Here is a 23,483-nt window from a genome sequence, read left to right on the forward strand (position 1 = left end):
TGAGCAAAGCACCTGACAGAAATGACAGTTCGACCGTCTTTACAGGCCTGAATAAAGACTTTGCGAGCCAAAGAACGCACGATTCTTCATCGTGCTTCGCTTGAAGCCAACCCGAAAAAGTCTCAAGCCTTGGCCTTTGCCTTCCTCGGCTTCAAATACTTCATCAACCCCTGAAACCACATCACCAGCGCCGGATTACCCTTCAACTGGATCGACTTGTCCTGAATCCCCTGCATAAACGCCAACTGCTTGTTCTTCGCCTGCATTGTGGCAAAGCCATAACCGGCATCTTTAAACGCAATCGCAAACGCCGGCTCGGCGACCACGCCAGACTTGCTGGTGATGCGCTGATCCTTGACCACGAAATGCCGCGCCACTTTCCCGTCCAGCGTCTGCAACTGAAACACCAGATCCTTGTCACCCAACTGCTGCTGGAACGCAGGATTGGTCCGGCTGGCCTTACCCATCAACAAACCCATCATCCACAGAAGAAAACGAAATTTCATGCGCACGGCCTCAAAAGGAAAATGAACGGCCGGGGCAGTGTAAGGGATTCGGACGATAACGCCAGTATCTAACGCTGTTGGAGGATGATGCAGACCATTTCCCGCACGATGACTGCCAAGTCACGACTCTACGTTCACCCCTGATCGTTCCCCCGCTCCGCGTGGGAATGCATCCCGAGACGCTCCGCGTCTCACCACTCACCTTTCCTACACCTGTTGAAACACATCCCTGTAGGAGCCGGCGAAGCCTGCGATCTTTTGATCTTCCGGCCCGCGAATCCATGGGAAGTTTCCTGCAAAGTGCGGGGCTGTCCGTGAACTAGGCGGGATTGGTCATGAGGGATAGGCTTTGTGTGTCGCCGCAAAATCGGCGATACGGACGTGCAAGTCCGCATCGGCACACTATCGGTTATAGCTATTCACCGAGCGTTTTCTTATGCTCGCGAATCGTTATGGCAGCTGTGTGTGGGAGATCTCAGGATCTGCCGGTTTGCCGATTGCCGGTCTTGCACACCTATACACAGCTGCCACCTTATTCGAAGTGCGAGCGAAGGGGTGTTAGCTCCTTAATCGGTATATTTCAATGAAGAAACCAACACCCAATCCCCCGGAAACCCCGGACATATCGCCCTACGAATCTCTGGAATCGAAGAAATTCCACGAAGCCGCCGAACGCGCCCTCGACCACCATTTCAAACCAGCCGTCGATCCACACCTCAAACGCGAGAACGGCCTCTTCAAACTCTCCCCCGGCACCGACGCCGAAGCCCTCATGGCCAACGCCTCCGAAGACCTCCTGTCCATCAGCGTCATCGCCTGCGACCTCGCCGACGACCTCCACGGCTCCCGCCGCTCGGTTGCACTCGCCCTGAGCAGAATGGCGGACGGGGTGAGATTGATGGTGGAAGGGACGCTCGACCAGATTGAAGTGCGAAGCGTGGCGGCCAAGCCGTAGCGAGATTTGAGGATGAAAAAAGGGGACGTTAAGTCCCCTTTTTGCAGCCGTCTTCGCTATCTAAAATCTTCAGCGCTTTTAGGTAGTGCCTCTATACCCTGCCGGGCAACCCGACTAACAAATGAATAACCACCCGCGCTGCAAGACTGCCGGAACACTACCTTGTCATCCTTGAGCACAGTCAGAAAACTCACAAACGCCTGATTAACGAGGTAGGTATACGGGCCCTTTTTGAATTTGATGTTGTTCAGGTTAACGCTGCCTTCCGACGCATCCACTACGAAGAACTTGCCCTTGGGAGGCACGTTTTTCTGCGGATAGAGCATTTCTATCTTTCCCGGAACACCGTAACGGTATTGAACATATCCCGCAGTGGGCTTGTTGTTCCCTTGCGCGCAAACAGAAACCGTTTTACCCCCCGTCAAAGGACAGCTGAAGTAGATGTCTTCTTCGGCGGAGCACAACGTTCCATCCTGCCCGCCCTGCAATGGCGCTGTTTCTTGCGAAACGCGTTCTGGTACTTGATTGGCGTCGAAGCAATTGGACAAACAAACCAGCTTCGAAAGATCCGGAACCTCACTTTCAGTAAACAGGTACGTCGCTGAACCGTCACGGTTGCGGGCGTGGTAAACGGGAACACTGACGGCCAGCCCTTTGGCAGACACCGGCACCTCGGTGTCCCGACCCGAGACGACCCAGCCTTCGGCCTCCCCGCACAACGCCTCCAAAGCAACTTCATTGAACGGATCTTTCGTGGGCACGGCGAACGGCTTGGCATCACCTCGGCAGTCGTAGCCATGCCAATAGGGCCCGGTGTTCATATCAATGTCGATCGAGAAAACATAAGCGCCGTCGAGCACCACTTTTCCGCTGTCGTAAGTGAATACCAGCCAGCGACGCGACTTCGCCTGTGAGGAGTTTTCCTCCTCCAGGATGTAGCGCTCGCCATCTCGATACAGCCAGAAAACACTCATCGCTCCGGCCGATACCGGCCTTTCGGAGAGACGTTGCCCGGACTTAGCGTCCACCAGGAAATCGTCTTTCAGCGCCAGCGCACAGTTGCTGTCGGCGGCCATGCAAGACTCGAGTGACGGGAACATCGGCCCTGCCCCCACAGAGAAAGAACACAGCAATAACGCGATCAAGCCTAATCTTTTCAACTTGCTTCCCTGCTCATGATTTACGGATCTGATTGAACAGACTTCTTTCTTCAGCCCAGTTCTCTGCGTTTTAAAGCGAGTAATCCATCACTTCTCCCAACTGCCAGCATTGTCCACGGACAAACCGATACTCGAAGACGTAGTCGGTATCTGGCTTCTGCAGGATCGCGATCGCCTTGTCACCCCGCTGTTCCTTGACGGTCAACGTCAGGCCCTGGGCCTCTCGCGTTGCTTGATCCGGAATGACAGGAAACTTAAGTTGATCGCCGCTGAGACTGCGCTTTTCCATCTCGGGTTCGGGATCGCCGGCCACGGTCGTGACCATTTTCAGCGGTTGTTGTACGAAGGCTTTTTGCACATCTGCGCGTTCGGAGAAAGCTGAGAGGAACGCTGAAAAGTCGGTCGAAGGGCAAGCAACATTGGACGTATCAACCTCGGCTTTGAGTGGATTCTGGCCGATGTCCTGATGCAGTTTTGAATCCGCAATTATCTTTGCATCCAAGTCTGCCAAGCGCTTTTTAATGCTGGTCGCATCCTTGTAAGCACATTCGACCTTTACATCATCCGCCAGATTTAGACCGTCGAGGCAGTTCTCAAGCTCGGGATCTGGTGGGTCGCCGCTAAAAAACCGCAAAGCCAACTGATCGCCGTCCTTGACCAGTGGCAATTCCAGCACCGAATAGGAATCACCTTCGAATTGACTGTGCGAGACTTTTTGTTTTGTCAGAACCAACATGGACTTCCCCGCTTGCTCCGGGAACTTGCGCTCGAAGAAGAACACCGAGGCGATCTGCTCACCTTCGACCTTCCACACATAATTCAGCGAAGGCTTCACCGTATTCGTGGTGGTGTAGAAGATCTCGGCATAAGGAACATGCCCTTCCCTCACCTGACCTTTGAGGTTGTTCTTCAAAAAAAACACGGTGATTTTTTGATCACCGAGCGAGGCAACTACCGGCGGATGCAGCTCACCGATGGTTTGAGGGTCACTTGCTAATGCCGGCTGAGCCAACAAGGCAACCATGAATCCGAGCGCACTCATACAACTTAAGAGCTTGGCCAATTCCACTCACTTCCCTGTTAATCAATCTTCAAATGTTTAGGCTGAGGGTTTTACGATGACTCAGGTGCGCCGCACTTCAGCTCTTTGATTTGCTCATTCTGAATCGGTATCACACAAGCGAGCCGCTTCTCTCTTTCCCCACGAAGCTCGAACAAGCTGAGCGTCAGGTGTAAACCATCAGTAGCGAACGCATGATCCTCAAACACCGCACTGGCATAGCCATCCCAAAACGAATTGCCCTCGAAACTGCAGAACCGCTTGGACGCCAGCACTCGCCAATTGCCATTGGGCGCGAGAAGCTGGACATTGAGGCAAGGGTTGCCAAACGTAGTGACGTAGCGAGCTACCACATCACCGAAACGTTGCGAGGCCGATGCAGAAACCTTGGCCACATCGACCACTTCACTCGGGCCGTCAGGCGCAATCGCATCCAGGTAGGCGGCACGCTCCAGACTCATTCTGGTGATGCACTTATTGAGTACTTGGGAATAAGCCTGCGAACCGGGTGCGACAGCCGTGGTTTCGAGGGGGCAGGTGGTGTCACGCAATTTGATCCAGGCACGTTGCGACCCTTTGGCAGCGGCCATGTTTGTCTTGGTCAGCTCCGGTTCGGGGCTGGACTCAAACCGCGACATCAGTTTTTTGTAGCTGGCATTGAGTCGTGCGTCGGCATTCTTGCGGTCGGCCTCCAAGCACTCATCGTATTGCCAGCTCACGTTGATGACTTTGCAGGTGTCCTCGGCATGCGCGATTGATGCGCACAGCGTTCCAAGAGGCAATGCGATAAAACGGACAATCCTGTTCAATTTTTCATTCCCTGATGTGCAGTTCGCTCAATCACTCTTTGCGGAATTTTCTGCGCCTTGCCGTCGGCGCTCATCGCGTCGCGGTACTCGCGGTAATAACGCTGCGCTTCTTCTTGTCGATCAAGTCGCCACAGCGAATCAGCCATGTTCAGCATCAGCACTGTGCGCTTGCCGACAGCCTCAACGCCTCGATAAAACTTCAGCGCCAGCTCATCTTTGCCGCCCTCGGCCAGGTAAAAACCCAGGTCGTTGTAGGCTTGAACATTTTGCGTCGGGGGATGACATGCCATGTAGGATTCGGGGCTTAAAAAGTCCAGGCTGCCTTCGATGGAGTCAGCCCGGGCCTGCGCAGTTTTAATCGTCGAGATATATTTCAACCAGTCCTTTGGGGACTGCGTTTCCAGGATGGGCGTGAGGACTTCGCCATCTTCCGAAAACCACTGATTACCAACCCATTTGCCTAGACAAAACCGGGGAGAGCGCTCAGCCAGCACGCAACCGGTCTCCATCGAAATCACATCGCAATGCTGTTGCGACACCAGTTTTTCTTCTTGATTCTCATCCGACAACATGCCGAAGACCACCGGGTCGAGCAACAAGGTTTTCTTGTCAGGGCTGAGCCAATCGGAGTGTCCATCGGCGCCAACGTCGGCACTGAAGACCGGGAGGGTTTTGCCGTTGGCGGTGAACCATACGGTCAGTGATTCCACACCGGGCATCGTCCATTTGGTCGCTCGAAACGTCACGGTGTGTCCGTCGATACCGACTATGGGCGGGTCCTCGGCAAGAGCGCTTGTGGCGGCAAAAAGGCAGCTGATCATCACTACCCACTTAAGGCTGACCATAGACGATCCTCTTCACCGCCGGGCTTTCTGACATTAGCTGCCTCTTCGTAACGCCATAGGCCTTGATCAACTCTTCCCGAGATCCCTTCGAGCCAAATGAGCGTTGATTATTATCGAAGCTGTATTGCTCCAATCGGCCTGTTGTCGAGTAATAGCCGTGCCACTCCGGGCAAGAACCACAACCGCCATATCCGCCTATCGAAACAAGGCTGCCCTGGGTGCCTTCCACGCAATCCATCGCCACAACAACATTGCTCAACATCTTCGTCTTCGCACCGTCGGAAGTGAGTTGTGAAACTTTGCTGATATCACGGCGAAACACTTTGCTACCGATGTTGATGGTCTGGTCGGAGCAGACCGGGATGACGTGGGTTCCCGCACCATCCACCGTCACCGATCGGCAGGACGACACCAACACCACTTCAACACCGCCGCACTGCATGACATCGCGCTGAGTAAAGGCGTCCGAAGGCGAGGCGAGAGCTGGAAGCGAGAACAGCAGCGAAAAGCTGCCCGCGAGAAAACGGCTCATCCACTCACTCCTCATCCATCGGCGACGATTCCACATCGGTCATGCTTAGCAGCCGAAACTCATTGTTCACAAACTCGTAGTAACGATCCCGGTTACCACTTTCCAACGCATTCCCTTGGGCATCTTCTTCGCCGTCGAGCGTGATGCCGGACACGATGATCAAGCGGCTCTCGGGTTGGTAAACCATGCCGAACGTGCTGCCGTCGTAAACATTCGGCAAACCACCAACAACCTCACCGGTCTGGGCGTCCAGCACTTCGCCGCAAATCGCGCTGCCGCCACAGCCGAGCCTGTGAAGGATGTAATGGCCGGCGAAGTTGACCTTGCCTTTCAGGGCTTGCACCCGTGCCTGATCCATCATTGGGCTGCTGTTTTCTTGCGGCACCAGCTTATGGTTGGGGCCGTTGAAAACTGGCGTGACGGTGTAATCCTTGAAGGCTGGATCGGCAGCGAATGCCATGGACGCGGCAGCCAATATCAAGCTGCCGAGAAGAACCGAAAATCCTTTCACGCTGTAGCTCCATCTATGCAATGCATCGTCAACATGCTCACTCGAAGGCGATGCTCAGCACTGCTGTTTTGATTTCTTCAAATCCTTCAACGCTTATCGCCAACGGGGCGGATGAGCCCGACTCCGCGGACCCAATCAGTACCTGTTCGTTATGCATAAGGCAGAAGGTGATGCGACTGAACAGACGCCGACTCTCATCGTGATAACCGATGATGAATCCTGACGACTTTGCCCCCTTCAGCGACTCAAACGTGTAGGTTTGCGGATCCCCCGCCAACAACGTTGGCCCCCAGCCGTGATCAGTCAGAGTCGCCGGACACTTGCGGTCGTTGGCTTCACGCAACAGCTGCAACTCCATCGCGCCATCGGCCGGCAACTGCTGACTAGTGAGAGCGGAAAAACTTCCCGCACTTTCACACATAACACCAAACCATGGCTCGCTCAGACCCGCTGACTTTTCGAAATTCCACTCAGCGCTGTTTGAGCTTGGCGCCTGCCACAAGTGCGGCGCGTTCAATGTGTTGGGAAGTTGTTTTGTCGCAACGAATACCAGATCAGGCGAATTGAACTGCAGCCATTGATCTTGCGTAAGCGTCATCGAAAACCGGCAGGGTGTCATAACCACCAAAGCGGTAACTGGCCCATGAGCGGCCTGCAATTGATCGGAAGCATTACCGACCAACACGCTATTAGCGGCGATGGCACGGCTAACCTGCGTGAGTGCAAAGCCAAACAATAGGCTGCGTAGGTAGCGAGGTTTTATGAGCCCTGTCGGTGATACATCAGCCACGGCTCGGGTCGCTCGATTCGGTCTCGCAATTGCTTTTCCGACAGTCATGTCGATAGAGCCAAAACAGCGGCGGCAACAACACCAACAGCGCAAAACCGTCGAGCCACACGTGCGACCAGACCTGCTGTTGCGCCGAGAGCCACATATCCTGCGGCGCCCATAACAGGATGCCAGCGATCAACCAACCCCAGACTGCCGGGGCTTTCAAGCGATTGCCCAGGTGCACCAGCGCGAACATGTACAGCGAATAACTTTGCAACGTCGCGCCGAACAGCGCGAGCCACCAGACTTGTTGTTCGTGGCCGGCGGTGGGAACCGCATCGGCACCCCAGAACGACAGTTCGAGGACTTGCAGGTAGCCATCGAGCAAGCCGGAGTCACCGGCCCAGGTCAGGGTAAGACCGGCGAGGATGTGCGTGATCGCAGCGGCATATAGCCAAAGCACCAACGCTGGGCGAAGCGAGGAAGAAGAGGCTGGCATTCCGTGTCCTGAGCGCGTTCCTTGGGGGTGGGGAGTTTAAAGGAAAATCGCGGTCCTCAGATGCTCAAGCGTTAAACGTTTTAGCGTGAGGGATTCAGACAAAACTTGTGCAAAACCGCCTCAAACAGCCCCTCGAAATTCAAATGCAGTGGCTGGCTTTGATCGGCGCCGTGGCTGACGATCCCAATCGCCCCACGTTGAAGAGGCCCAACTGATCACCCTTGTCAGCCGCCATTTGATAACAGGCTAACGCCCGCGATATATCCTTCGTTCCTAACTCCCCACCCTCAAAGGTAGAGGCCAGGTAATTCATCGCGTCCGTGGAGCCCATGGTAATCGCCCGAATAACCTGCTCTTCTGCCTGCTTGGGGTGAAGGCAAGGGCCGTTATAGTCGGTGGAGTTTCCTGAACAAAGAAACGTCGCATAGCCCATCGCACCCTTTGGTATTTTCGAAGCCGCTTTGAACAAAGCCTCAACCTTAGGGGTTTCTAACTGAGGTGCCATTTGCGAAAGACTCAGGCTTGCCGCCGACAGGCTGGCCTGTGCATCACCTGACTCTGCAGCACACACAAAATTCTCCAGGGACGCCTCAATCAACTCCGCAGTCAGCCGGTATTGCTCAAGAAACCCCAGCCCACCTAAAGCTTCAGCACGCTGATCACAGAAGTTCTCGGCGCGGCTCATTCCCGGGTTCTCTGTTGCGACAAGATCCTTCTCACTGATCGACCAATCCTCAATCCCCTCAAGCACCCAGCACGCCTGACGAGAGAAGTTGAAGATCTTGATATTGCTGTTGCCCGCTCGCTTATCCACCACGTTGACGTGACTGTCGTCGACCTCTTCGATCTCGACTCCAGGCGTTTTGCCGGGTGTGATGGCGGCCATCAGCGGATAGGTAAAAGTAGCTCCACTGACACCCGAGGTGGAAGGCTCAAAGGTGCTACGTTCCTTTCCCGCTACCGGCTTCAACACGAGCGACTTGACCGTCATCGCAGTCAGGCGGCGCTGTGATTCGCTGTTGGCGGAAAATGCTGTCAGGAAAGGCGCGAACTCCTCCGAGGGGCAAGCGTCTCTGGTGGGTGCCGTCGAAGTGCTCTTGTCGGATGCAAGAGCAGGGACGATCTTGTCCAGATATGCCGAGCGCTCGCGACTCATTCTGGCGATACACGAGTTAACGGCAAACACATGCGCTGGCATCCCCGTCTCGATTTCGAATGCCTCCAAAGGGCAGTTCGCATCGCGCAACTTCAACCACGCACGTTGCGACTCTTTGACCTTCGCGGCGTACTCCGCGCCCAATGCCGGATCCGCTCGATAGTCAGACTCAAGTCGCGTCATCAGCTGCTTGTAGCTGACATTCAACTGCGTATCGGCAGCCTTCTTCGCCGCCTCCGAGCAGGGCACCATCTCCAGACTTGAGGTGACCTGGCTGCAGTCATCCTGCGCATAGGCAGCTGAAGCCGGCAGCAATACGGCCAGCAGGGTTAAAACAAAACGTTTCACTGTGTTCATCCTTGAGTCATTCAGGCCTTGCGTTTGGTGAATCGGGTGATGCATTGATCTGGTCCGTTCATGCCCCAGTAAGTGCTGAGCAACGCTTTACGTTTTTTGTCGACGCGCAGGTTAACGAAGCCATCGCCGCAGTCCGGGTGCAACTCTTCGAACGTGCCGGTTTTGGCTTGGTAAACAAACACTCGGTAGTAGTCGTAAGTGCCCATGCCGTCATCGAGCTGCCAGATCGCGAAATCCTGGGCGCCGTCGAAATTGAAGTCATCGAACTGCATGTGGAGTTCGTTTTCGGCTTCGAAATCGATTGTCCGCGACTCGCTGTGCGTTTCGCTTTTAACCGCGATGTTCAGCTTGGAGCTTTCGAGAATCAGCGTCGCTTCAACGCCTTTGGTTGGACTGAACGTGGTGGTTTGGGCTAACGCCGGGATCGTCCACATCAGGCCGAGCAGTGATACCGCTAGAGTTTTGAATTGCATGTGCTCGCCCTACTCCTCCCCGTGAAACGCGGCTCGTCTCAATTGCAGTTTTCTCGAGATTTCGCTGCCTGTGGAATACGTTCACCCTTTCCGTTCGTTGTCATTTTAGCGATGTATTCCTTATAAAGCGGACATGCGTCGGACTTCATTCCGATATCCCAATAAGCATCTGCCAAATTCAATGTTGCAACGACTCTCTTCGGAAACTTTTTATGAATCCCCCTCAAAAGCAAAGCAGCTAAAACATTGTTTTTGCTACGATACAAATAATAAGCATAGTCATTTAGAGGCCCTACATTATCATTGGAAATTATCAACGTTAGCTCATACACCAGCTCTTGAGGAATACTCCTCCTTACCTTGTTACCGCTATCATCGAGCCCATAAAACAATTCTCCTTTTTCGCCCTGAGGAAGCTTACCAAGAATATATTTGAAGTCTTTGCTGATTTCTGCAAGCTGATCCTCATTACTCAAATAGCTAAAATCGGGCCCATTTTCGGAGAACTGAGAAAACAGGGTGCAACACGCCACACGCTGAACATTAAACTTTTGCGAAAATAGTGCTTCAACTGGTACCTTCTCACCACCCAAGGTATATTTTTCATTTCTACTAGGTTCCGCCCAAGTAGATTTTTTATAGAGAACCCAGTCTTTCCGCGCAGAATTCCATTTAAAACTATACTGCGTAAGATCAGTATCACGAGTATAAAAATCCAGCAACAACGAAAACTCACCTGGTAGATAACCTACAGATAACCCACCGTCTCCAAGTTCAAAAATCCCCGAAACTGACTTGTTACCCCCACCAATATCTATAGTAATTCGCGAAATTGTACCGTCATCCTCAAGTGGTCTAACACCATACGGATCGCAGATTCCATCCCCATTCAGGTCAGCCTCGCAGCTAGAGCTCGCATTGACCACTGACGCTAGGAGCGCGAAAACTAAAAAAGCTCCCACCCTCATTCCAAGGTCCCCTCAAGTGCAACTATTCGCGCTTCGGCGTATTGTTTAGCCGCTGAAAATAAAAATGGACAACAAAGGGGACAGATTTATTTTGGCTCAACGATAAAGCAAACGGATAAATAAATCCGCCCCCTTTGATTATTAATAAACTCAGATGAAAACACATCCTTCCTATACCTTAGAGCCTCCCTCAACAAACTCAATAGTTTCAACCATCTTAATGACCTCCTTCAACGCAGAGCCATTTAGATCATTCAAGTAGGCCACATTTCCACCTCCACAAAGTGCAGCAGATCCATGGGGGATGCAAAATCCAAACCCACGCGTTCGGTCCTCCTCTTCACCATTTGTAACGTCCTGAGATATCGCTGGACCTTCCCAGTTCTTCCCTTTTAATACATAAAAAGTATTATGCATGGACGTGTCAGCCGCAACATCTGGATCCAAACTCATGACCCATCCTTTGTCAGTCATTTTCCCACCCGAAAAGTTAGCAAAAGTTTGGGCATCGGCGGGATCCACACATCGAAATTTCAAATCGACTTCTATCGGCCGCCTAGAATCAGGCTTAATAACTTTCGAATAAAATAAGAGCGCAGGCACTTCTTCCTTATCCACCTCATAATCACCACCATACAAATTATTAATTTTAAATTTGCACACATTGAGATCTGCAAATATGACCGACCACTTCACATTCGCTTCATTAGCGAACGAAACCGACGAAATTGAAAGAACCAAAACAATCAACCAAACCTTCATCACTGTCTCCTCGCCTTAAACGGATCTGGGAGCTCACTATTCCTGTTGTTGACACTTGTTGCAAAGCTTCATCAGCAGCGTAGCTGTATTTATATTTACCATTGCTATCAAAGAGGCCAGATGTAGCTAAGCTTTTTTTGAACTCAACAGGCTCAATTAAAAAATATTTTCTTCTGTCAGAATATCTGGCTTTGAACTTACGTTCGTAACCAGTTCTCCGTAGCAAATACCATCTTCAAGTTTTACGTTCAATTTAAAACCTGGGATATCTGGGATTGAAACTCCACATATATTTGAAGGCTGTGACTGAGCCACCGAAAAAACCGACATTAAAAATAATCCAAAAGCAAAAATAGGGATAGACCACGATTCACTGTCCAACACTAAAACGTAGTCTGCCCCTGTATCACTCATTACCTATCCACCTTCATATTCAACATGATAAGTTTTTGAGCCTTTAAGTAACGACAGCATACGCTTTCTGGTAGTTTTAACATCTTCTTCGTCGCCACAGGCCTCTATCATAAAAACATGATCAGTGCCAGCCTCCAATACGGCAGTAAAGCAGTATGAGTTAGAATAATATATTCCTTCCCAGCCGGACCAATTAACCCCAGAAACACGACTAGCCTTTGACAGCGGCTGCATTCCCGTACCAATCTTCAATCCGTCGGCCTCCTGTACAAAGCCGCTAGCTACCGCGTCTGGAAAACTCATCGCTACGCAGTTCATCTTTACATTTTCTGTTCTACCATCTTTATATTTGTACTTAACAAATGAAATATCATCATCAGTCTTGAAAAACAAAACACCAGGAGATTCATTTACCTCCATGACACAACCTTTACTTTGCACAACTACGCTATCACTAGCGTGCACAAACAAAAACGAACTTAACAGATACAAAAAAATAAATTTATTCATTTTTCTGCCTTTTTACAAATCAACAAAGTGGACAGATTTATTTGGGTTCAACGATAAAACCATCGGATAAATAAATCCGTCCCCTTTACCAGTCCCCGCCGAAGAATCCCTCGACACTGCAACGCTCGACAGAGAAGCCGCCGACCGCGCCTTCGCCCATTACTTCCCACCTACCCATGACAAACCGTCCAAACGCCGCAAAGGCAGACTCTTCACCATCTCCACCGGCATTGACCCGGAAGCCCTCCTGGCCAACGCCTCCGAAGACATGCTGTCCATCAGCGCCATCGCTGCTAAATTAGCCGACGATGTCGAAGGCTCAAACCGCTCGGTGGCATTGGCACTGAGTCGAATTGCCGATGGTGCGCAGCTCATGGTGGAACGTGCGTTGGATCATCTGGAAGAGTTGATAGCGGCGAGGCAGGAAGCGATAACGTAAACGGAACGAGGGGGACGGATTAAGTTGACAGCCCGTCCCCTACCCCCCCTGTATCTACTAATTTTTGCTCGGTGTCATAGCCTCAAATGAAGATCTAATATCAGATAACTTAGGATCACTTTTGAGGTTTGACCTAGGCACACATGCAGAAAACTTGACCGTTGCACCTTTCACGCCTTTCAACCCATAGAAACAGTCGAACCACAGCCCCTTTTTTCTCACCGAGTACTTACTCTCAGCTGCAGCTCTGTCTTTTTCAGAGTCCCAAAGCATAAAAGGGGACATTAATACTCTGACTGCGGCGGAACCCGACGCTGACGAATGAGCAAGATCCACCTCTCCCGTTTCTGACCCTTGTTGCAAAGCTTCATCCGCAGCATAGCTGTATTTATATTTACCATTGCTATCAAAGCGGCCAGATGCAGCTAAGCTTTTTTCAAACTCAACAGGCTCAATTAAAAAGACATTCTCCTCTGTCAAAATATCTGGCCTTAAGCTTACGTTCGAGACCAGTTCTCCGTAGCAAATACCACCTTCAAGTTTTACATTCAATTTAAAGCCTGGGATATCTGGAATTGAAACTCCACACATAACCAGCGGATGTGACTGAGCCACCGACAAAACTGCGGCTAAAGACAATCCCATGAGAGGAATTAATAATTTTTTCATTACAAAGACTTTTTATTAAAAGCACTCGACGGCGAAGACGCTAACTCAGAGCACAATAAACCTGGTCCCTTTTTGTTTCAGCAAACTCCCGCCTTATTCAGACTCCCCTTCATACTTTTGAGAGCTAGGATTGAAGTGCCAAATATGAGGTGTCATCAGAGGCTCACCACCTTTTCGCTGGATACTCCCGTTTGAGTTTCGTTTATAAGAATAAATTTTTATGTCTTTAAATACGTTTTTTTGCTCACTTTCCGGCTCCAGGACTTCAACTTTGGCAAAGTACGAAGCACCGAGTGGTTTAAGATAGCCATGACATTGAAGCAGGAAGCTAAACACTCGATCACCACTTGAACCAACGCCTGTTGACGCTTCAAAAATAAAATCGTCATTACCGTCATTATTCAAGTCACCGGCATATACAATACTGCCGTGATCAACTAAAAAGTCTTTTCCATCCTGCATTGACAATACTTTTGTCTTACTATTACCAAGATTCCAATCAGAAATAAAACTTTTCGAGTCTTGTTCTGGATTACAGATATCTCCCACAGAAGACCATGCAATTCCGGGTAGCAAACCAATCAACAGCAAAAAATATTTCATAAGTTACACATCCATAATGAAGGAGTTTCTGCCCGGCCGGACCGCACCTTGCGGAAGATTAGTACCATACTGAATCGCATTAGTGATGGAGTCGTTCAGAGCAGCAAGCCGTCTCTGGATCTCATTGGTTAACAACGTCTCATGCGTGTCCCCCCAGCTAGCAACTGGCAATGCCCAATTTACTTGAGAGTTTGAGTCAATTACAAATTGAATTGCCGGAACAACGAGCGACGCGTTAGTAACAACAAAAGCGGGACGATACACGTGCCAACGGAGCAAAATAGCCACAGATTTTTCTGAAGTAAAAACCGCTCCGAGAGTGCTGACCACCTCATGTCCGGAAACTCTAAATTTGACCTCTCTATCCAATATCTTACTCAGCCGAAGTTTTGTCAGCTTCCACATAGCTTTACGGTAGGCCCCGATGGTTCGACCCGCCATACTAAATCTATAATGCCAGTGCCATGTTTTCATATAATTCGCACCTTCCTTTGTAGTCGGCAACGCCTCAAAGTCAGTTTCAGTGCTAAGCTTAATCCACGTATTATATGTACGTACTCCAGGGAAATATAGTCCGGCCTCTCCCCACTGGAGAACGGTATCTAACCCAAACTTTCCGAAAGCCTTGTTAAAAACTTCAGGATTCAAATTTTTAACATATGCGATAAGTCCAGGCAATTCTCCGGGCGCATACGCTGAATTTGTCGTCGAAAATACCCCCATCGTCCAGTGACATGGTCCGGCAGACATAAGCGCATTATCCCAAGCGTTCAATACATCAAATCGCCCATAGCATTCAGCCTCAGCCACCACACGCATAGTTCGATATGTCGATATCTTGGCGCTATTCGCCTCAGCAGCGTTATAGGCAGAGTCATAAAGATTCAAGATTGACATTTCCGCCTCTGGCGACCAACTATGCTTCTTTGCCGTATTAGGTCCACCGAAACCGCCAGGCTCATAATACCCAAGAGTTTGATACTCTAGCCTACTATGTGTATCAGGATAGTCATAATAGCTAGTGAAATCCCTAAAAAATATTCGCGGGGCATTACTAGCAATACTATTATGCGCCCACAAATTGCATCCGTTGCTGGCTAGATCAGTTCGAACTCCGGCTGCAGTATTATTCCATGCCTCAACGACTACTGGACATCTGTAGTCATGGCTCAACCAATATTCAATTGCAGCTCGAGTAAGCTCGTTTACTACACCGCTTATTGGGCCGGCATAAATCGAAGAGTTAGCGACAGACTGAAGACTATCAACATAATAACTAACAGGACCGACTGTCTCACCGGTTACTGTCGCAGACTTTCCAGCCTTTGCCACTATAGATGCAGAGCTATCGAAATACACATCCATGTTATTAACTTTTACTGGAGAACCTGCAGAGTCCAATAGCAGTTGCCCTTTTTTTTCTTCTCTAACTTTAGCAACTTGCGCCATGGACGCATATATTTGAAATTCTCTGACTGCCCACTCAGTATGACTACCAAACCCTCCATCAGGTGTCCCCACAATGGAGAACCCCAAAGTAATTAAGTCTTCCTGGAGTTTTCTTACATGCTCTGAAACACCAAGAGCTGCGCTAGTACCGAGAAATGCAGCTGCTGTTTCTGCAGTGACTACAGATAACACTGGATTATCATTTCCAGCCCAACGAGGGGGCTTGTTTTGCTCAGGTTTTCCATCATGATCACCTCGACGGAGATCAAAATTACCGTAAATCATTGCTCATTCCCTTATGCAATATGCTGTTCTTCGAGACGCTTGATATCGCTGGAAGAAAGATAATCTTTGTCTGCCAACTCACAAGAACGGTGGAAACAACGGGTGGCATGCTTCGTTTTCGGGCCATTTTCACCGTCGATTTTCCCATCATAGAACCCAAGATTTTTAAGGCGGGACTGAAGCCCTTTCACGTCCGAGGCTTCCGACTGAGCTTTCAAGTCCAACTCCCATACCCATGGCTGAGATTCTGCGCCAAAAGGATAAAAGGTAAGCTTGCCCTTCTTCGCATCGGGCGGAACTGGCTGGTCAACAAACCCTTCACTAGAAGTTGTGCCTTTATAGGTCACGCCGTCCACTTCCAGCATATAGGGCTGTCCAGCAATCCCCTTTTTGTCATAGGGACGCTTCATCTGAATACGGAAGCTCTTTTTCTCGGATGCTGGCGGAGGAGGTGGCGGCGCATTCAATAACGCCTGATCCATCAAACTCCCCGCCTTATCCTTATCCGCCGCCCCCGGCAGCACCGGCGGTTTAATCCCGATCCCTGTGCCGGAACCAGCCGACCCACCGGCATTGATTTTGATCACCGGCCCAACCACGGTCACACCACCGCCATCAAGCTTGATAAAGCTCCCACCCCCAAGAATGGTCAGCTCTGTCCCCGCCTCAATAACGATCTTGTCCCCAGCCTTGAGGTGTATCTCTTTCCCCACACTGGTCAGTTGCGCAGTCCCCAACTTCACATGCTGGTTCTGCCCAATCGTCAGGTGATCATCCAGCTTCGCTTCAATCTTGCGGTCGGAAATCGTGGTGCGGTGTTCTTCAGCCTTCAGCTCGGTGTAGGTGTTCTTCACCACCGTGTCATGACGTTCATTCCCGACCCGTATCTTCTGATCGTGCTCAACGTTCTCATCCCAGTCACGCTGCGCATGAATGTAGATCTGCTCCGCACCTTTCTTGTCTTCAATGCGCAGTTCGTTATACCCACCACCACCCGGCGAGCTAAGCGTTTTGAACACGCTGCGAGTCTTGTTCGCCGGCAGTGCATACGGCACCGGGTTTTCCTTGTGGTACAGGCAGCCGGTCACCAGCGGTTGGTCGGGGTCGCCTTCGAGGAAGGTGACGAGGACTTCCATGCCGACGCGCGGGATGCTGATGGCGCCGTAGCGGTCGCCGGCCCAGGAGCTGGATACGCGTAGCCAGCAGCTGGTTTTGTCGTCGGCGAGGCCTTCGCGGTCCCAGTGGAATTGCACTTTGATGCGGCCGTATTGGTCGCAGTGGATTTCTTCGCCTTTGGGGCCGGTGACCATGGCGGTCTGGCTGCCGAGCACGCGTGGTTTCGGGTGTTCGAGGGCCGGGCGGTAGAACACGTCCCACGGGGTGGCGAGGAAGGTGTTGCGGTAGCCTTGGTGGAAGTCGTCCTTGTTGTCGGTGGTGTCGCTGGTCACGCCTTCTTCGAGGACTTGCGGTTGTTTGCCTTCGTGGAAGATTTCGGTGAGCAGCCAGAGGTCGTTCCACTCGCTGCGCGGGTGGTCGGACATTTCCATGAAGTGGCCGCTGACCAGTTTGGTCTGGTCGCCGCGACCTTCGGCCTGGCGGTAGTCGGCGCGATGGCGTTCGAGGGCGCGTTGGCTGAGGAACTTGCCGCGCGCGCGGTCGATGAAGCGGCCGGGGTAGTCGTAGTCTTCGAGATCCGGTTCAGTGCTGTCGCCGTCCGGTTTGTACGCCGCTTCCATTCGCAGGCGCGGTTTTTCGAAGTCGTAGTCGCGGCGCGTGGTGCGCGTGGTGCGGGTTTCCAGGCGCAGTTTGAAGGCTTTGATCACCGGCTCGTCGGCGACCATACCGCTGCCCTGCACATAAGCAGTTGGCTGCCCAAGGTTCTGGAACACGGTCTGGTCGTCGCCGAACACCAGCAGGTGGGCCTTTTCGCTGTGCTGGAAGTGGTAGTGAATGCCTTCCTCTTCGCACAGGCGCTGAACGAAATGCAGGTCGGTTTCGTCGTACTGCACGCAGTAGTCGCGATCCGGGCACGGCTGGCTGAGCTGGAAGCTGTAGGCGTTGCTCTTGATGCCGTGCTCTTCGAGGATCAGCGCGATGATTTTCGGCGCCGACATCTGCTGGTAGATGCGCTGGTTGGTGCGGTGATGCAGGTATTGCAGTTGCGGCACGATCGACACTTTGTAGCGGGTCAGGCGCTTGCCGGCATCGCCCTGGGCGACGCGGTAGATTTGCCCGTGAATGCCGGATCCTTGTGGATCGAATGCGAGAAACGCCTGCTTGTGCAGCAGTTGTTCCAGATCCAGATCAGGGTTTTCGCTGACCAGTTCGAGGTCGAAGCGATACGCCTGGCTGATGCCTTCGGTGCCGGTGAACGACAGCACTTGCAGGTCGCCGACGTAGTCTTCGACCTTGAGGCTGAAGTGGGTTTCGTTAGCTGAGTTGAACATCGTGTGCTCCCTGTTCGAATGTCATCCGTTACGCCCGAAGTCGCAGACGTTGCAGCCAGGACGAAGTGGCGCCCAAGGCGTCACGCAATTGTTGGGCAGTGATGGTGCGTTCTGCCGGGTTGAAGCTCAGCGCGGTTCGCAGCGCTTGCCAGCCGTGCTGGGGTAGATTCGCTGGGGCGCGCAGCTCGCGCTCCAGGTGCTCGTCGCGGGCCTGGGTCGAGGGTAAGCGGCGGAACGGGTGTTTGCCGCCCGCCAGTTCATAGATCACGCAGGCCACGCCGTACACGTCCGCGCTGGCCGACAACGGTTGGCCCTCAAGCAGTTCGGGGGCGGCGTAGCCCGGGGTCCAGGCGTTGAAGCGCTCGCGGCTCAGGTGAGGCAGACCGGGCAAGGTGCCCTCCTCTGCCTGCCCCAGACCGAAGTCGAACAGGCGCAGGCCGTCTTCGCTGAGCATGACGTTGCTCGGTTTCAGATCACCGTGCAGCACGCCGCGACGGTGGGCGTAGGCCAACGTGTCGAGCAGCGGCAGGACGATGTCACGCAATTCTTGCCACGGCAGGCCGAGGGGCCGCTCGCACAGCAATTTGTCCAGGGTCAGGCCACGCATGTATTCCATGGTGATGAAGGCCCGCTGGCAATCGGTGTCGACTTCAAAGGTGTGCGCACGCACGACGTTGTCGTGGCGCAGGCGTCGGGTCAGGGCGAACTCGCTGTAAAGCAAGGCACTGGCGTCCGGCGATTCGGCAAATTCTTCGCTGAGGATTTTCAGCGCAATGTAAGGATCGGGATCGCCGAACTGCTCGTGCAGCAGATCCCGCGCCCGGTAAACGGCGCCCATGCCACCGGCCCCGAGCAGACGCTCGAGGTGGTAGCGACCGGCGAGTACATCCGGCAGCGCACCGATGCTGGCCTTGGTAGGCGCCAGCAACGGTTCGGCCTGGTTGCCCTTGGCGAAGGCGAAGTAGGTCAGGTTGTTGGCCTGCTCGTCGCTGATCAGCAAGTCATCGATGGGCGATTCGAGTTCACTCATTGGCGGATCACCACGGCAGTCAGGTTGTCGCGCGCGGCGCCCCGTAGAGCGCCGTCGAACAAACGTTCCAGCGCCACGTGCGGCGCGCTGAGGCTGAGGGCGTTGCCGAGGGCATCGCTGCTCAAGCCCTGATACAAACCATCGCTGCAGAGCAAAAACACATCGCCCGGATAAACCTCAAGCTCGAGTACATCCAGGGTCAGTGTGTCGGCGGCGCCGACGGCTCGGGTGAGTGCCTGAGCCGCCGGGTGCGCTGCCGCCTGTTCGACGCTCATTTGCTGCTCGTCGATCAGTTGCTGTTGCAGCGAGTGGTCCTTGGACAGCTGATACAACCGCTGCCCGCGCCACAGGTAGCAACGGCTGTCGCCGGCCCAGATACAGGCCGCGCGATTGCCTTCCACCAGCAGCGCGACGACGGTGCTGCCCATGATGCTGTCGTGACGCCCGGCAGTGACGGTCAACTCCTGCCCCAGGCGCCGGTTCAGCCAGTGCAGGCACTGGCGGATGGCTTTGAGGCGTTCGTCGAAGTCCTCGTGTTGCGGCAACTCAGCCAGGCTGGCGACGATCAACTGGCTGGCGATGTCGCCACCCTGATGACCGCCCATGCCGTCCGCGACCACCCACAGACCATGCTGCGGCGAGTCGAGGAAGGCATCTTCGTTGCGCGCCCGCACCTTGCCCGGGTCGGTACGCGCCGCGCTGCGCCAGGGACTGGCCACCAGCATCAGAGCTGCACCGGCATGCGGAAGGTGCGCAGCACGCCCATGTCGAACGGGTTCGGCGTGCGCTGGCTGGTCAGCAGGTAGTTGGCGCGCAGGCCGCCCACGTCGGCTTTCAGTACCAGCACGTCACGACCGTTCAGGTACTCGGTCTGCATCAGGTCGAACAAACGGAACAGCGACCATGGGCCGGAATTCTTCTCGATGCCGATCGGACGCCCCGCCATCTTGTCCATGACCAGACTGGTGCGACCGTCTTCAGCATCGGTCGGCCACTTGAAGGTCATTGGCAGGATCGGGCCGTGACGGTATTCCATGGTCTTGTCACCGAACTTGAATTCGGAGCGGCTGACCGCCGGATCGAGGGTGTACGGCTCAAGCTTGAACTGCACGGTCGGCTCGGCCGGGTTGATCGAGAAGAAGCTTTGGCGAATGGTCTGCGCCGCCGCCATCTGATCGAGGTAGACCTTCGATACCGGCAGGCTGTGACCGTCGACGCTGCGCATGCGGTAGTTGCCCGGATCGCCGCTGACGAATGGACGCATGTAGCTGTCGAAGAAGCGATCGACAGTACCTTGAGCGCGGAAAAACTCACGGAAGTCGCTGATCGCCACGTCGCTGGTGCTGCTGGCGCTGAACGGATAGCGCTTGCTGATGGTTTTGCCATACACGCTGTACAGCTCGTTCTGATAACGGCCGTTCAGGTATTGATAGGCATCGTTGAGCACCAGGCGCCACGAGTCCTCGGCCAGCACGTTGAACCACACGCTCAGCGGACGCGGCAGACGACCGGAGGCATTGCGCAGGTTGGTCAGCGCATCACGCTGGCCGCTCATGCGCGTCTTGGCCATCTCGAATGCGGCTTGCTCCGGCGTGCTGGAACGGGCCAGACCGGCCAGTTGCAGTTGCAGGTCGTTGAGCGCGCTGAACGCTGGCGTCAGGTCGGCGCCCGGGCCGTTGTTGTCGTCGAGCAGACGATGCAGCGGTTCGAAGCGGCGTTGCAGGGATTTCTTCGCGGTGTCCGGCAGGTTCTTCGCCACGTTCAGCGCCGAAGCCTTGTCGGCGGCAGCCGCGGCGAGTTTGCCGACCTTGCCCAGTTTGCCTTTCTGCCCGGCCAGCGCATCGGCGGCTTCGCCGGCTTCATCGACCGGATCAGCAGCGGATTCGAAGCGGGTGTTTTCACGCACTTCGGTGAGCAGCGCGAGGACCGGCGAGTTGGCCGACGTCAGGCCCGCCAGTTGCTCGGCGCCTTCGCCGGCGTCGCTGATGGGTGGCAGTGCGACCTGGCCAACGGCTTCGCTCCAGTAGTTGGCGTAGTCGCGGAAGTACAGCTGCTCCAGCTCGACCATCAGGCGACGCAAGTCCATGTCGCTGATGCCCGCGCCTTCGCCCAGCACCCAGTTGTCACGCAGGATATCGGTGACCAGCGCGGCGCCCTGCACCGAGAAATACTGCTGATAACCCTGCTGGGTGTAGAAACCCGGGATCACGTATTCAGTGCCGATGAACAACGAGCCCTGCGGGCCGAGGTGTTGGCTGAAGCGGTAGTCCGGCAGGTTGCGCGCCTGCTCGCGGAGCATGCGATACACCACGTTGGCCAACGATTCGCTGCGCAGGACCTGACGCGCCTGCGTGACCAGTTGATCGTTCAGCGGATAAATGAACGGCTGCTTGAGCAAGCGCTCGAGGTGCGTATTCAGACCGTTCTGCACCGCGGTGTTGCCGGTGTAGCGCTGCGACCAGTCAGTGGCGACCCAGTCCTTGAGCCACGCCGCATCGCGACGGTCCTTCATGTTCAGCATCAGGTACGCACGCAGGCTGTTGAGCAGGCGATCGCGGTCCTTCATGTTGGCGCGGATCTGCCCTTCGAGCATGGTTGCGACCCGTGGCAGCAACTGCGCTTCCAGCTCACGCTCGTAGGCGGTTTTCACCACCGGGTTGATTTCTTCGCCCTGATACAGGCCGCCACGTTCGTGGTACGAGACGTCGCCCTTGCTCGGGAACACCTGAGTCGCGGCGTAGCTGGTGTCGAGCACTTTCAACACGCCCATGGCGTCATCGCGCGGCGTCACGGCCGAGCGTTGCTGGGTCCAGTTCTGCGCCAGCGTGCGCAGGTTTTCCAGACGCTCGTAGTTGGCCGAGAAACCACCGGCCCAGAGCATGCCGAACAGTGCCAGTGCCGCCAGAGCGCCGACGTACAGCGCACGCTGGCCCCAATGAATGCGGCTGCGCTCGCGCTTGTCCAGACCGGCCAGATCGGCCTCGGGGAAAATCACCTGGCTGAGCAAGTGGTGGATGAACCGCGAACGACCGCTGCGCAGAGTCGGCAGCACGCCGGCGTTCATGCCCAGGCTGGCGCCGATGCCGGCGGTGGTCGAATCCATTTCCTGGGTCAGGTGCGGTGCGCTGGTCAGATAGAAACCGCGCAGTTGGGTCGCGCGCTGATAACGGTTGCCGGTGAACGCCATGTCGACGAACAGGCACAGACGCTCGCCGATCTGCCCCAACTGATGCGGGAAGTCGAGGATGCGGCCACGGCGCTGAGTATCGCGCTCGGAGTGCATGCGCATGATCACTTGGCTGTTCAAGCGGCGCAGCAGCTCTTCGAACTCGTTGCGCAGGACCGCGACGTCGGTGCCGACCTGATCCTTGCGGAAACTGGTGCCGAGCACTTGATCGCTTTCTTCGCGGGTCAGTTGATCGAAGAACTCGTCGAAGCCGAGCAGCTTGTCAGCCTTGCTCAGGACCAGATACACCGGCACGTCGACGTGCAGTTTCTGGTGCACGTCCTGCAGACGGCTGCGCACTTGGCGCGCGAGGGTGTCGATGTCCTGCTCGCTGCCGCCGGTGAGGGTTTCCACCGGAATGGTCACCAGCACGCCGTTCAACGGACGGCCGCGACGACGCTTGCGCAGCAGTTCCAGCAGGGTGGTCCAGGCGTTGCCGTCGACTTCCGCGTCCGGTTGAGTGGTGTAGCGCCCGGCGGTGTCGATCAGGACACCGTGATCGGCGAAATACCAGTCGCAATGACGGGTGCCGAGGGTGTCGCGGGTCAGCTTGCGGTCGATCTTGTTGATCGGGAATTCCAGACCGGAAAAGTCCAGCAGGCTGGTCTTGCCCGAGGCCTGCGGACCGATCAGCAGGTACCACGGCAAGTCACTGCGCCAGCGCTCGCTGCGACCGCGATACAGGCTCGACGTCTTAAGGGTTTTCAGCGCGTCCTTGAAACGCGCCTTCAACTCTTTCTGTTCTTCGTCGATCAGCTCTTCGCGGCGAATGCGGTCCTGACCGTCCTCGCTTTCTTCCTCGGCTTTCTTGCGGATACCCGCGCGCCAGCTGACGAAGACCATGGTCAGGCCCCAGATCAGGAACAGCACGCTGATGGTCAGCAGGCGCGAGGTCGCGCTTTCCCAGAACTTGTAATCATCGACCGCCAACAACGGGCCGACGAACCACACCAGCAGCGCCACGAACAGCACCAGCAGCAGAGTCCAGACCCAGGTCTGGCGCAGGAAGGCGCCGACTTTCTTGAAAAACTTTTTCATCACACGTC

At 54.3% G+C, this 23,483-nt stretch carries 24 protein-coding genes; 2 read left to right on the forward strand and 22 right to left on the reverse strand.

Annotation, left to right across the window (positions count from 1 at the left end):
• Positions 1-122: 122 nt before the first annotated feature.
• On the reverse strand, positions 123-506 hold the full coding sequence (locus ACZ0AZ_RS08235) for a hypothetical protein (RefSeq protein WP_007920327.1): 384 nt from the start codon (positions 504-506) through the stop codon (positions 123-125).
• A gap of 583 nt (positions 507-1,089) precedes the next feature.
• On the opposite strand from ACZ0AZ_RS08235, the gene ACZ0AZ_RS08240 reads away from it, so the two are divergent.
• On the forward strand, positions 1,090-1,461 hold the full coding sequence (locus ACZ0AZ_RS08240) for a DUF6124 family protein (RefSeq protein WP_129997945.1): 372 nt from the start codon (positions 1,090-1,092) through the stop codon (positions 1,459-1,461).
• A 56-nt stretch (positions 1,462-1,517) separates the two neighbouring features.
• Here ACZ0AZ_RS08240 and ACZ0AZ_RS08245 read toward each other — a convergent pair whose 3' ends face one another.
• The 14 genes from ACZ0AZ_RS08245 to ACZ0AZ_RS08310 form a co-directional block, all read right to left on the reverse strand.
• Positions 1,518-2,537, reverse strand: coding sequence for a hypothetical protein (locus ACZ0AZ_RS08245; protein WP_240783171.1), 1,020 nt, complete (start codon positions 2,535-2,537; stop codon positions 1,518-1,520).
• Positions 2,538-2,691: 154 nt separating this feature from the next.
• Complete coding sequence (locus tag ACZ0AZ_RS08250) at positions 2,692-3,690, reverse strand: hypothetical protein (protein ID WP_240783172.1); 999 nt, start codon at positions 3,688-3,690, stop codon at positions 2,692-2,694.
• Between the two features lie 44 nt (positions 3,691-3,734).
• Entirely contained in the window at positions 3,735-4,490 is a 756-nt protein-coding gene (locus ACZ0AZ_RS08255; RefSeq protein WP_129997946.1) for a lysozyme inhibitor LprI family protein, read from the reverse strand.
• Positions 4,487-5,335, reverse strand: a complete 849-nt coding sequence (locus tag ACZ0AZ_RS08260; RefSeq protein ID WP_463537183.1) for a tetratricopeptide repeat protein — start codon at positions 5,333-5,335, stop codon at positions 4,487-4,489. Before ACZ0AZ_RS08260 ends, ACZ0AZ_RS08255 begins: the two co-directional genes overlap by 4 nt.
• Complete coding sequence (locus ACZ0AZ_RS08265) at positions 5,322-5,867, reverse strand: hypothetical protein (protein WP_129997948.1); 546 nt, start codon at positions 5,865-5,867, stop codon at positions 5,322-5,324. Before ACZ0AZ_RS08265 ends, ACZ0AZ_RS08260 begins: the two co-directional genes overlap by 14 nt.
• A 4-nt stretch (positions 5,868-5,871) precedes the next feature.
• Complete coding sequence (locus ACZ0AZ_RS08270; RefSeq protein WP_129998090.1) at positions 5,872-6,327, reverse strand: hypothetical protein; 456 nt, start codon at positions 6,325-6,327, stop codon at positions 5,872-5,874.
• A gap of 88 nt (positions 6,328-6,415) precedes the next feature.
• On the reverse strand, positions 6,416-7,168 hold the full coding sequence (locus ACZ0AZ_RS08275; protein WP_240783173.1) for a hypothetical protein: 753 nt from the start codon (positions 7,166-7,168) through the stop codon (positions 6,416-6,418).
• A complete protein-coding gene (locus ACZ0AZ_RS08280) occupies positions 7,161-7,649 on the reverse strand; it encodes a cell division protein (protein WP_129997949.1) in 489 nt (162 codons plus the stop codon). The genes ACZ0AZ_RS08275 and ACZ0AZ_RS08280 overlap by 8 nt, the downstream gene beginning before the upstream one ends.
• Positions 7,650-7,788: 139 nt before the next feature.
• Positions 7,789-9,153 (reverse strand): lysozyme inhibitor LprI family protein, encoded by a 1,365-nt coding sequence (locus ACZ0AZ_RS08285; protein ID WP_130928416.1) that lies wholly within the window; start codon positions 9,151-9,153, stop codon positions 7,789-7,791.
• Between the two features lie 20 nt (positions 9,154-9,173).
• A complete protein-coding gene (locus ACZ0AZ_RS08290) occupies positions 9,174-9,635 on the reverse strand; it encodes an XAC2610-related protein (RefSeq protein WP_130900283.1) in 462 nt (153 codons plus the stop codon).
• 38 nt (positions 9,636-9,673) lie between these two features.
• Positions 9,674-10,597 (reverse strand): tetratricopeptide repeat protein, encoded by a 924-nt coding sequence (locus ACZ0AZ_RS08295; RefSeq protein WP_463570917.1) that lies wholly within the window; start codon positions 10,595-10,597, stop codon positions 9,674-9,676.
• 177 nt (positions 10,598-10,774) lie between these two features.
• Complete coding sequence (locus ACZ0AZ_RS08300) at positions 10,775-11,365, reverse strand: hypothetical protein (RefSeq protein ID WP_463537185.1); 591 nt, start codon at positions 11,363-11,365, stop codon at positions 10,775-10,777.
• Positions 11,366-11,521: 156 nt separating this feature from the next.
• Entirely contained in the window at positions 11,522-11,779 is a 258-nt protein-coding gene (locus ACZ0AZ_RS08305; protein ID WP_463537186.1) for a hypothetical protein, read from the reverse strand.
• Between the two features lie 3 nt (positions 11,780-11,782).
• Positions 11,783-12,289, reverse strand: a complete 507-nt coding sequence (locus ACZ0AZ_RS08310; protein ID WP_463537187.1) for a hypothetical protein — start codon at positions 12,287-12,289, stop codon at positions 11,783-11,785.
• A 70-nt stretch (positions 12,290-12,359) separates the two neighbouring features.
• Here ACZ0AZ_RS08310 and ACZ0AZ_RS08315 point away from each other — a divergent pair, with 70 nt between their 5' ends.
• The gene (locus ACZ0AZ_RS08315; RefSeq protein WP_160060151.1) at positions 12,360-12,728 is read left to right on the forward strand and encodes a DUF6124 family protein; all 369 of its coding nucleotides are present in this window, start codon (positions 12,360-12,362) and stop codon (positions 12,726-12,728) included.
• Between the two features lie 57 nt (positions 12,729-12,785).
• Here ACZ0AZ_RS08315 and ACZ0AZ_RS08320 read toward each other — a convergent pair whose 3' ends face one another.
• From ACZ0AZ_RS08320 to tssM, 7 genes are all read right to left on the reverse strand, one after another.
• Positions 12,786-13,397: a hypothetical protein gene (locus ACZ0AZ_RS08320; protein WP_463537188.1), complete on the reverse strand. Its 612-nt coding sequence runs from the start codon at positions 13,395-13,397 to the stop codon at positions 12,786-12,788.
• 93 nt (positions 13,398-13,490) lie between these two features.
• On the reverse strand, positions 13,491-14,000 hold the full coding sequence (locus tag ACZ0AZ_RS08325; RefSeq protein ID WP_238785184.1) for a hypothetical protein: 510 nt from the start codon (positions 13,998-14,000) through the stop codon (positions 13,491-13,493).
• 3 nt (positions 14,001-14,003) lie between these two features.
• Positions 14,004-15,734 carry a peptidoglycan-binding domain-containing protein gene (locus ACZ0AZ_RS08330; protein ID WP_463570915.1) on the reverse strand — a complete coding sequence of 577 codons (1,731 nt, stop codon included), beginning with the start codon at positions 15,732-15,734 and terminating at the stop codon, positions 14,004-14,006.
• A gap of 11 nt (positions 15,735-15,745) precedes the next feature.
• A complete protein-coding gene (gene tssI / locus ACZ0AZ_RS08335; protein ID WP_463537191.1) occupies positions 15,746-18,181 on the reverse strand; it encodes a type VI secretion system tip protein TssI/VgrG in 2,436 nt (811 codons plus the stop codon).
• Positions 18,182-18,209: 28 nt separating this feature from the next.
• Positions 18,210-19,211: a serine/threonine-protein kinase gene (locus tag ACZ0AZ_RS08340; RefSeq protein ID WP_463537192.1), complete on the reverse strand. Its 1,002-nt coding sequence runs from the start codon at positions 19,209-19,211 to the stop codon at positions 18,210-18,212.
• The gene (locus ACZ0AZ_RS08345) at positions 19,208-19,936 is read right to left on the reverse strand and encodes a PP2C family protein-serine/threonine phosphatase (protein WP_016772513.1); all 729 of its coding nucleotides are present in this window, start codon (positions 19,934-19,936) and stop codon (positions 19,208-19,210) included. Before ACZ0AZ_RS08345 ends, ACZ0AZ_RS08340 begins: the two co-directional genes overlap by 4 nt.
• Positions 19,936-23,475 (reverse strand): type VI secretion system membrane subunit TssM, encoded by a 3,540-nt coding sequence (gene tssM, locus ACZ0AZ_RS08350; protein ID WP_463537193.1) that lies wholly within the window; start codon positions 23,473-23,475, stop codon positions 19,936-19,938. Before tssM ends, ACZ0AZ_RS08345 begins: the two co-directional genes overlap by 1 nt.
• Between the last annotated feature and the right edge of the window lie 8 nt (positions 23,476-23,483).

The sequence above is a fragment of the Pseudomonas sp. AC239 genome (assembly GCF_979258545.1).

Coding starts and splice junctions, on each gene's coding strand:
- ACZ0AZ_RS08235 (WP_007920327.1), bottom strand. CDS start 506: ATGAAATTTCGTTTTCTTCTGTGGATGATGGGTTTGTTGATGGGTAAG.
- ACZ0AZ_RS08240 (WP_129997945.1), top strand. CDS start 1,090: ATGAAGAAACCAACACCCAATCCCCCGGAAACCCCGGACATATCGCCC.
- ACZ0AZ_RS08245 (WP_240783171.1), bottom strand. CDS start 2,537: ATGGCCGCCGACAGCAACTGTGCGCTGGCGCTGAAAGACGATTTCCTG.
- ACZ0AZ_RS08260 (WP_463537183.1), bottom strand. CDS start 5,335: ATGGTCAGCCTTAAGTGGGTAGTGATGATCAGCTGCCTTTTTGCCGCC.
- ACZ0AZ_RS08265 (WP_129997948.1), bottom strand. CDS start 5,867: ATGAGCCGTTTTCTCGCGGGCAGCTTTTCGCTGCTGTTCTCGCTTCCA.
- ACZ0AZ_RS08270 (WP_129998090.1), bottom strand. CDS start 6,327: ATGGCATTCGCTGCCGATCCAGCCTTCAAGGATTACACCGTCACGCCA.
- ACZ0AZ_RS08280 (WP_129997949.1), bottom strand. CDS start 7,649: ATGCCAGCCTCTTCTTCCTCGCTTCGCCCAGCGTTGGTGCTTTGGCTA.
- ACZ0AZ_RS08290 (WP_130900283.1), bottom strand. CDS start 9,635: ATGCAATTCAAAACTCTAGCGGTATCACTGCTCGGCCTGATGTGGACG.
- ACZ0AZ_RS08300 (WP_463537185.1), bottom strand. CDS start 11,365: ATGAAGGTTTGGTTGATTGTTTTGGTTCTTTCAATTTCGTCGGTTTCG.
- ACZ0AZ_RS08305 (WP_463537186.1), bottom strand. CDS start 11,779: ATGAGTGATACAGGGGCAGACTACGTTTTAGTGTTGGACAGTGAATCG.
- ACZ0AZ_RS08310 (WP_463537187.1), bottom strand. CDS start 12,289: ATGAATAAATTTATTTTTTTGTATCTGTTAAGTTCGTTTTTGTTTGTG.
- ACZ0AZ_RS08320 (WP_463537188.1), bottom strand. CDS start 13,397: ATGAAAAAATTATTAATTCCTCTCATGGGATTGTCTTTAGCCGCAGTT.
- ACZ0AZ_RS08325 (WP_238785184.1), bottom strand. CDS start 14,000: ATGAAATATTTTTTGCTGTTGATTGGTTTGCTACCCGGAATTGCATGG.
- ACZ0AZ_RS08330 (WP_463570915.1), bottom strand. CDS start 15,734: ATGATTTACGGTAATTTTGATCTCCGTCGAGGTGATCATGATGGAAAA.
- tssI (WP_463537191.1), bottom strand. CDS start 18,181: ATGTTCAACTCAGCTAACGAAACCCACTTCAGCCTCAAGGTCGAAGAC.
- ACZ0AZ_RS08340 (WP_463537192.1), bottom strand. CDS start 19,211: ATGAGTGAACTCGAATCGCCCATCGATGACTTGCTGATCAGCGACGAG.
- ACZ0AZ_RS08345 (WP_016772513.1), bottom strand. CDS start 19,936: ATGCTGGTGGCCAGTCCCTGGCGCAGCGCGGCGCGTACCGACCCGGGC.
- tssM (WP_463537193.1), bottom strand. CDS start 23,475: ATGAAAAAGTTTTTCAAGAAAGTCGGCGCCTTCCTGCGCCAGACCTGG.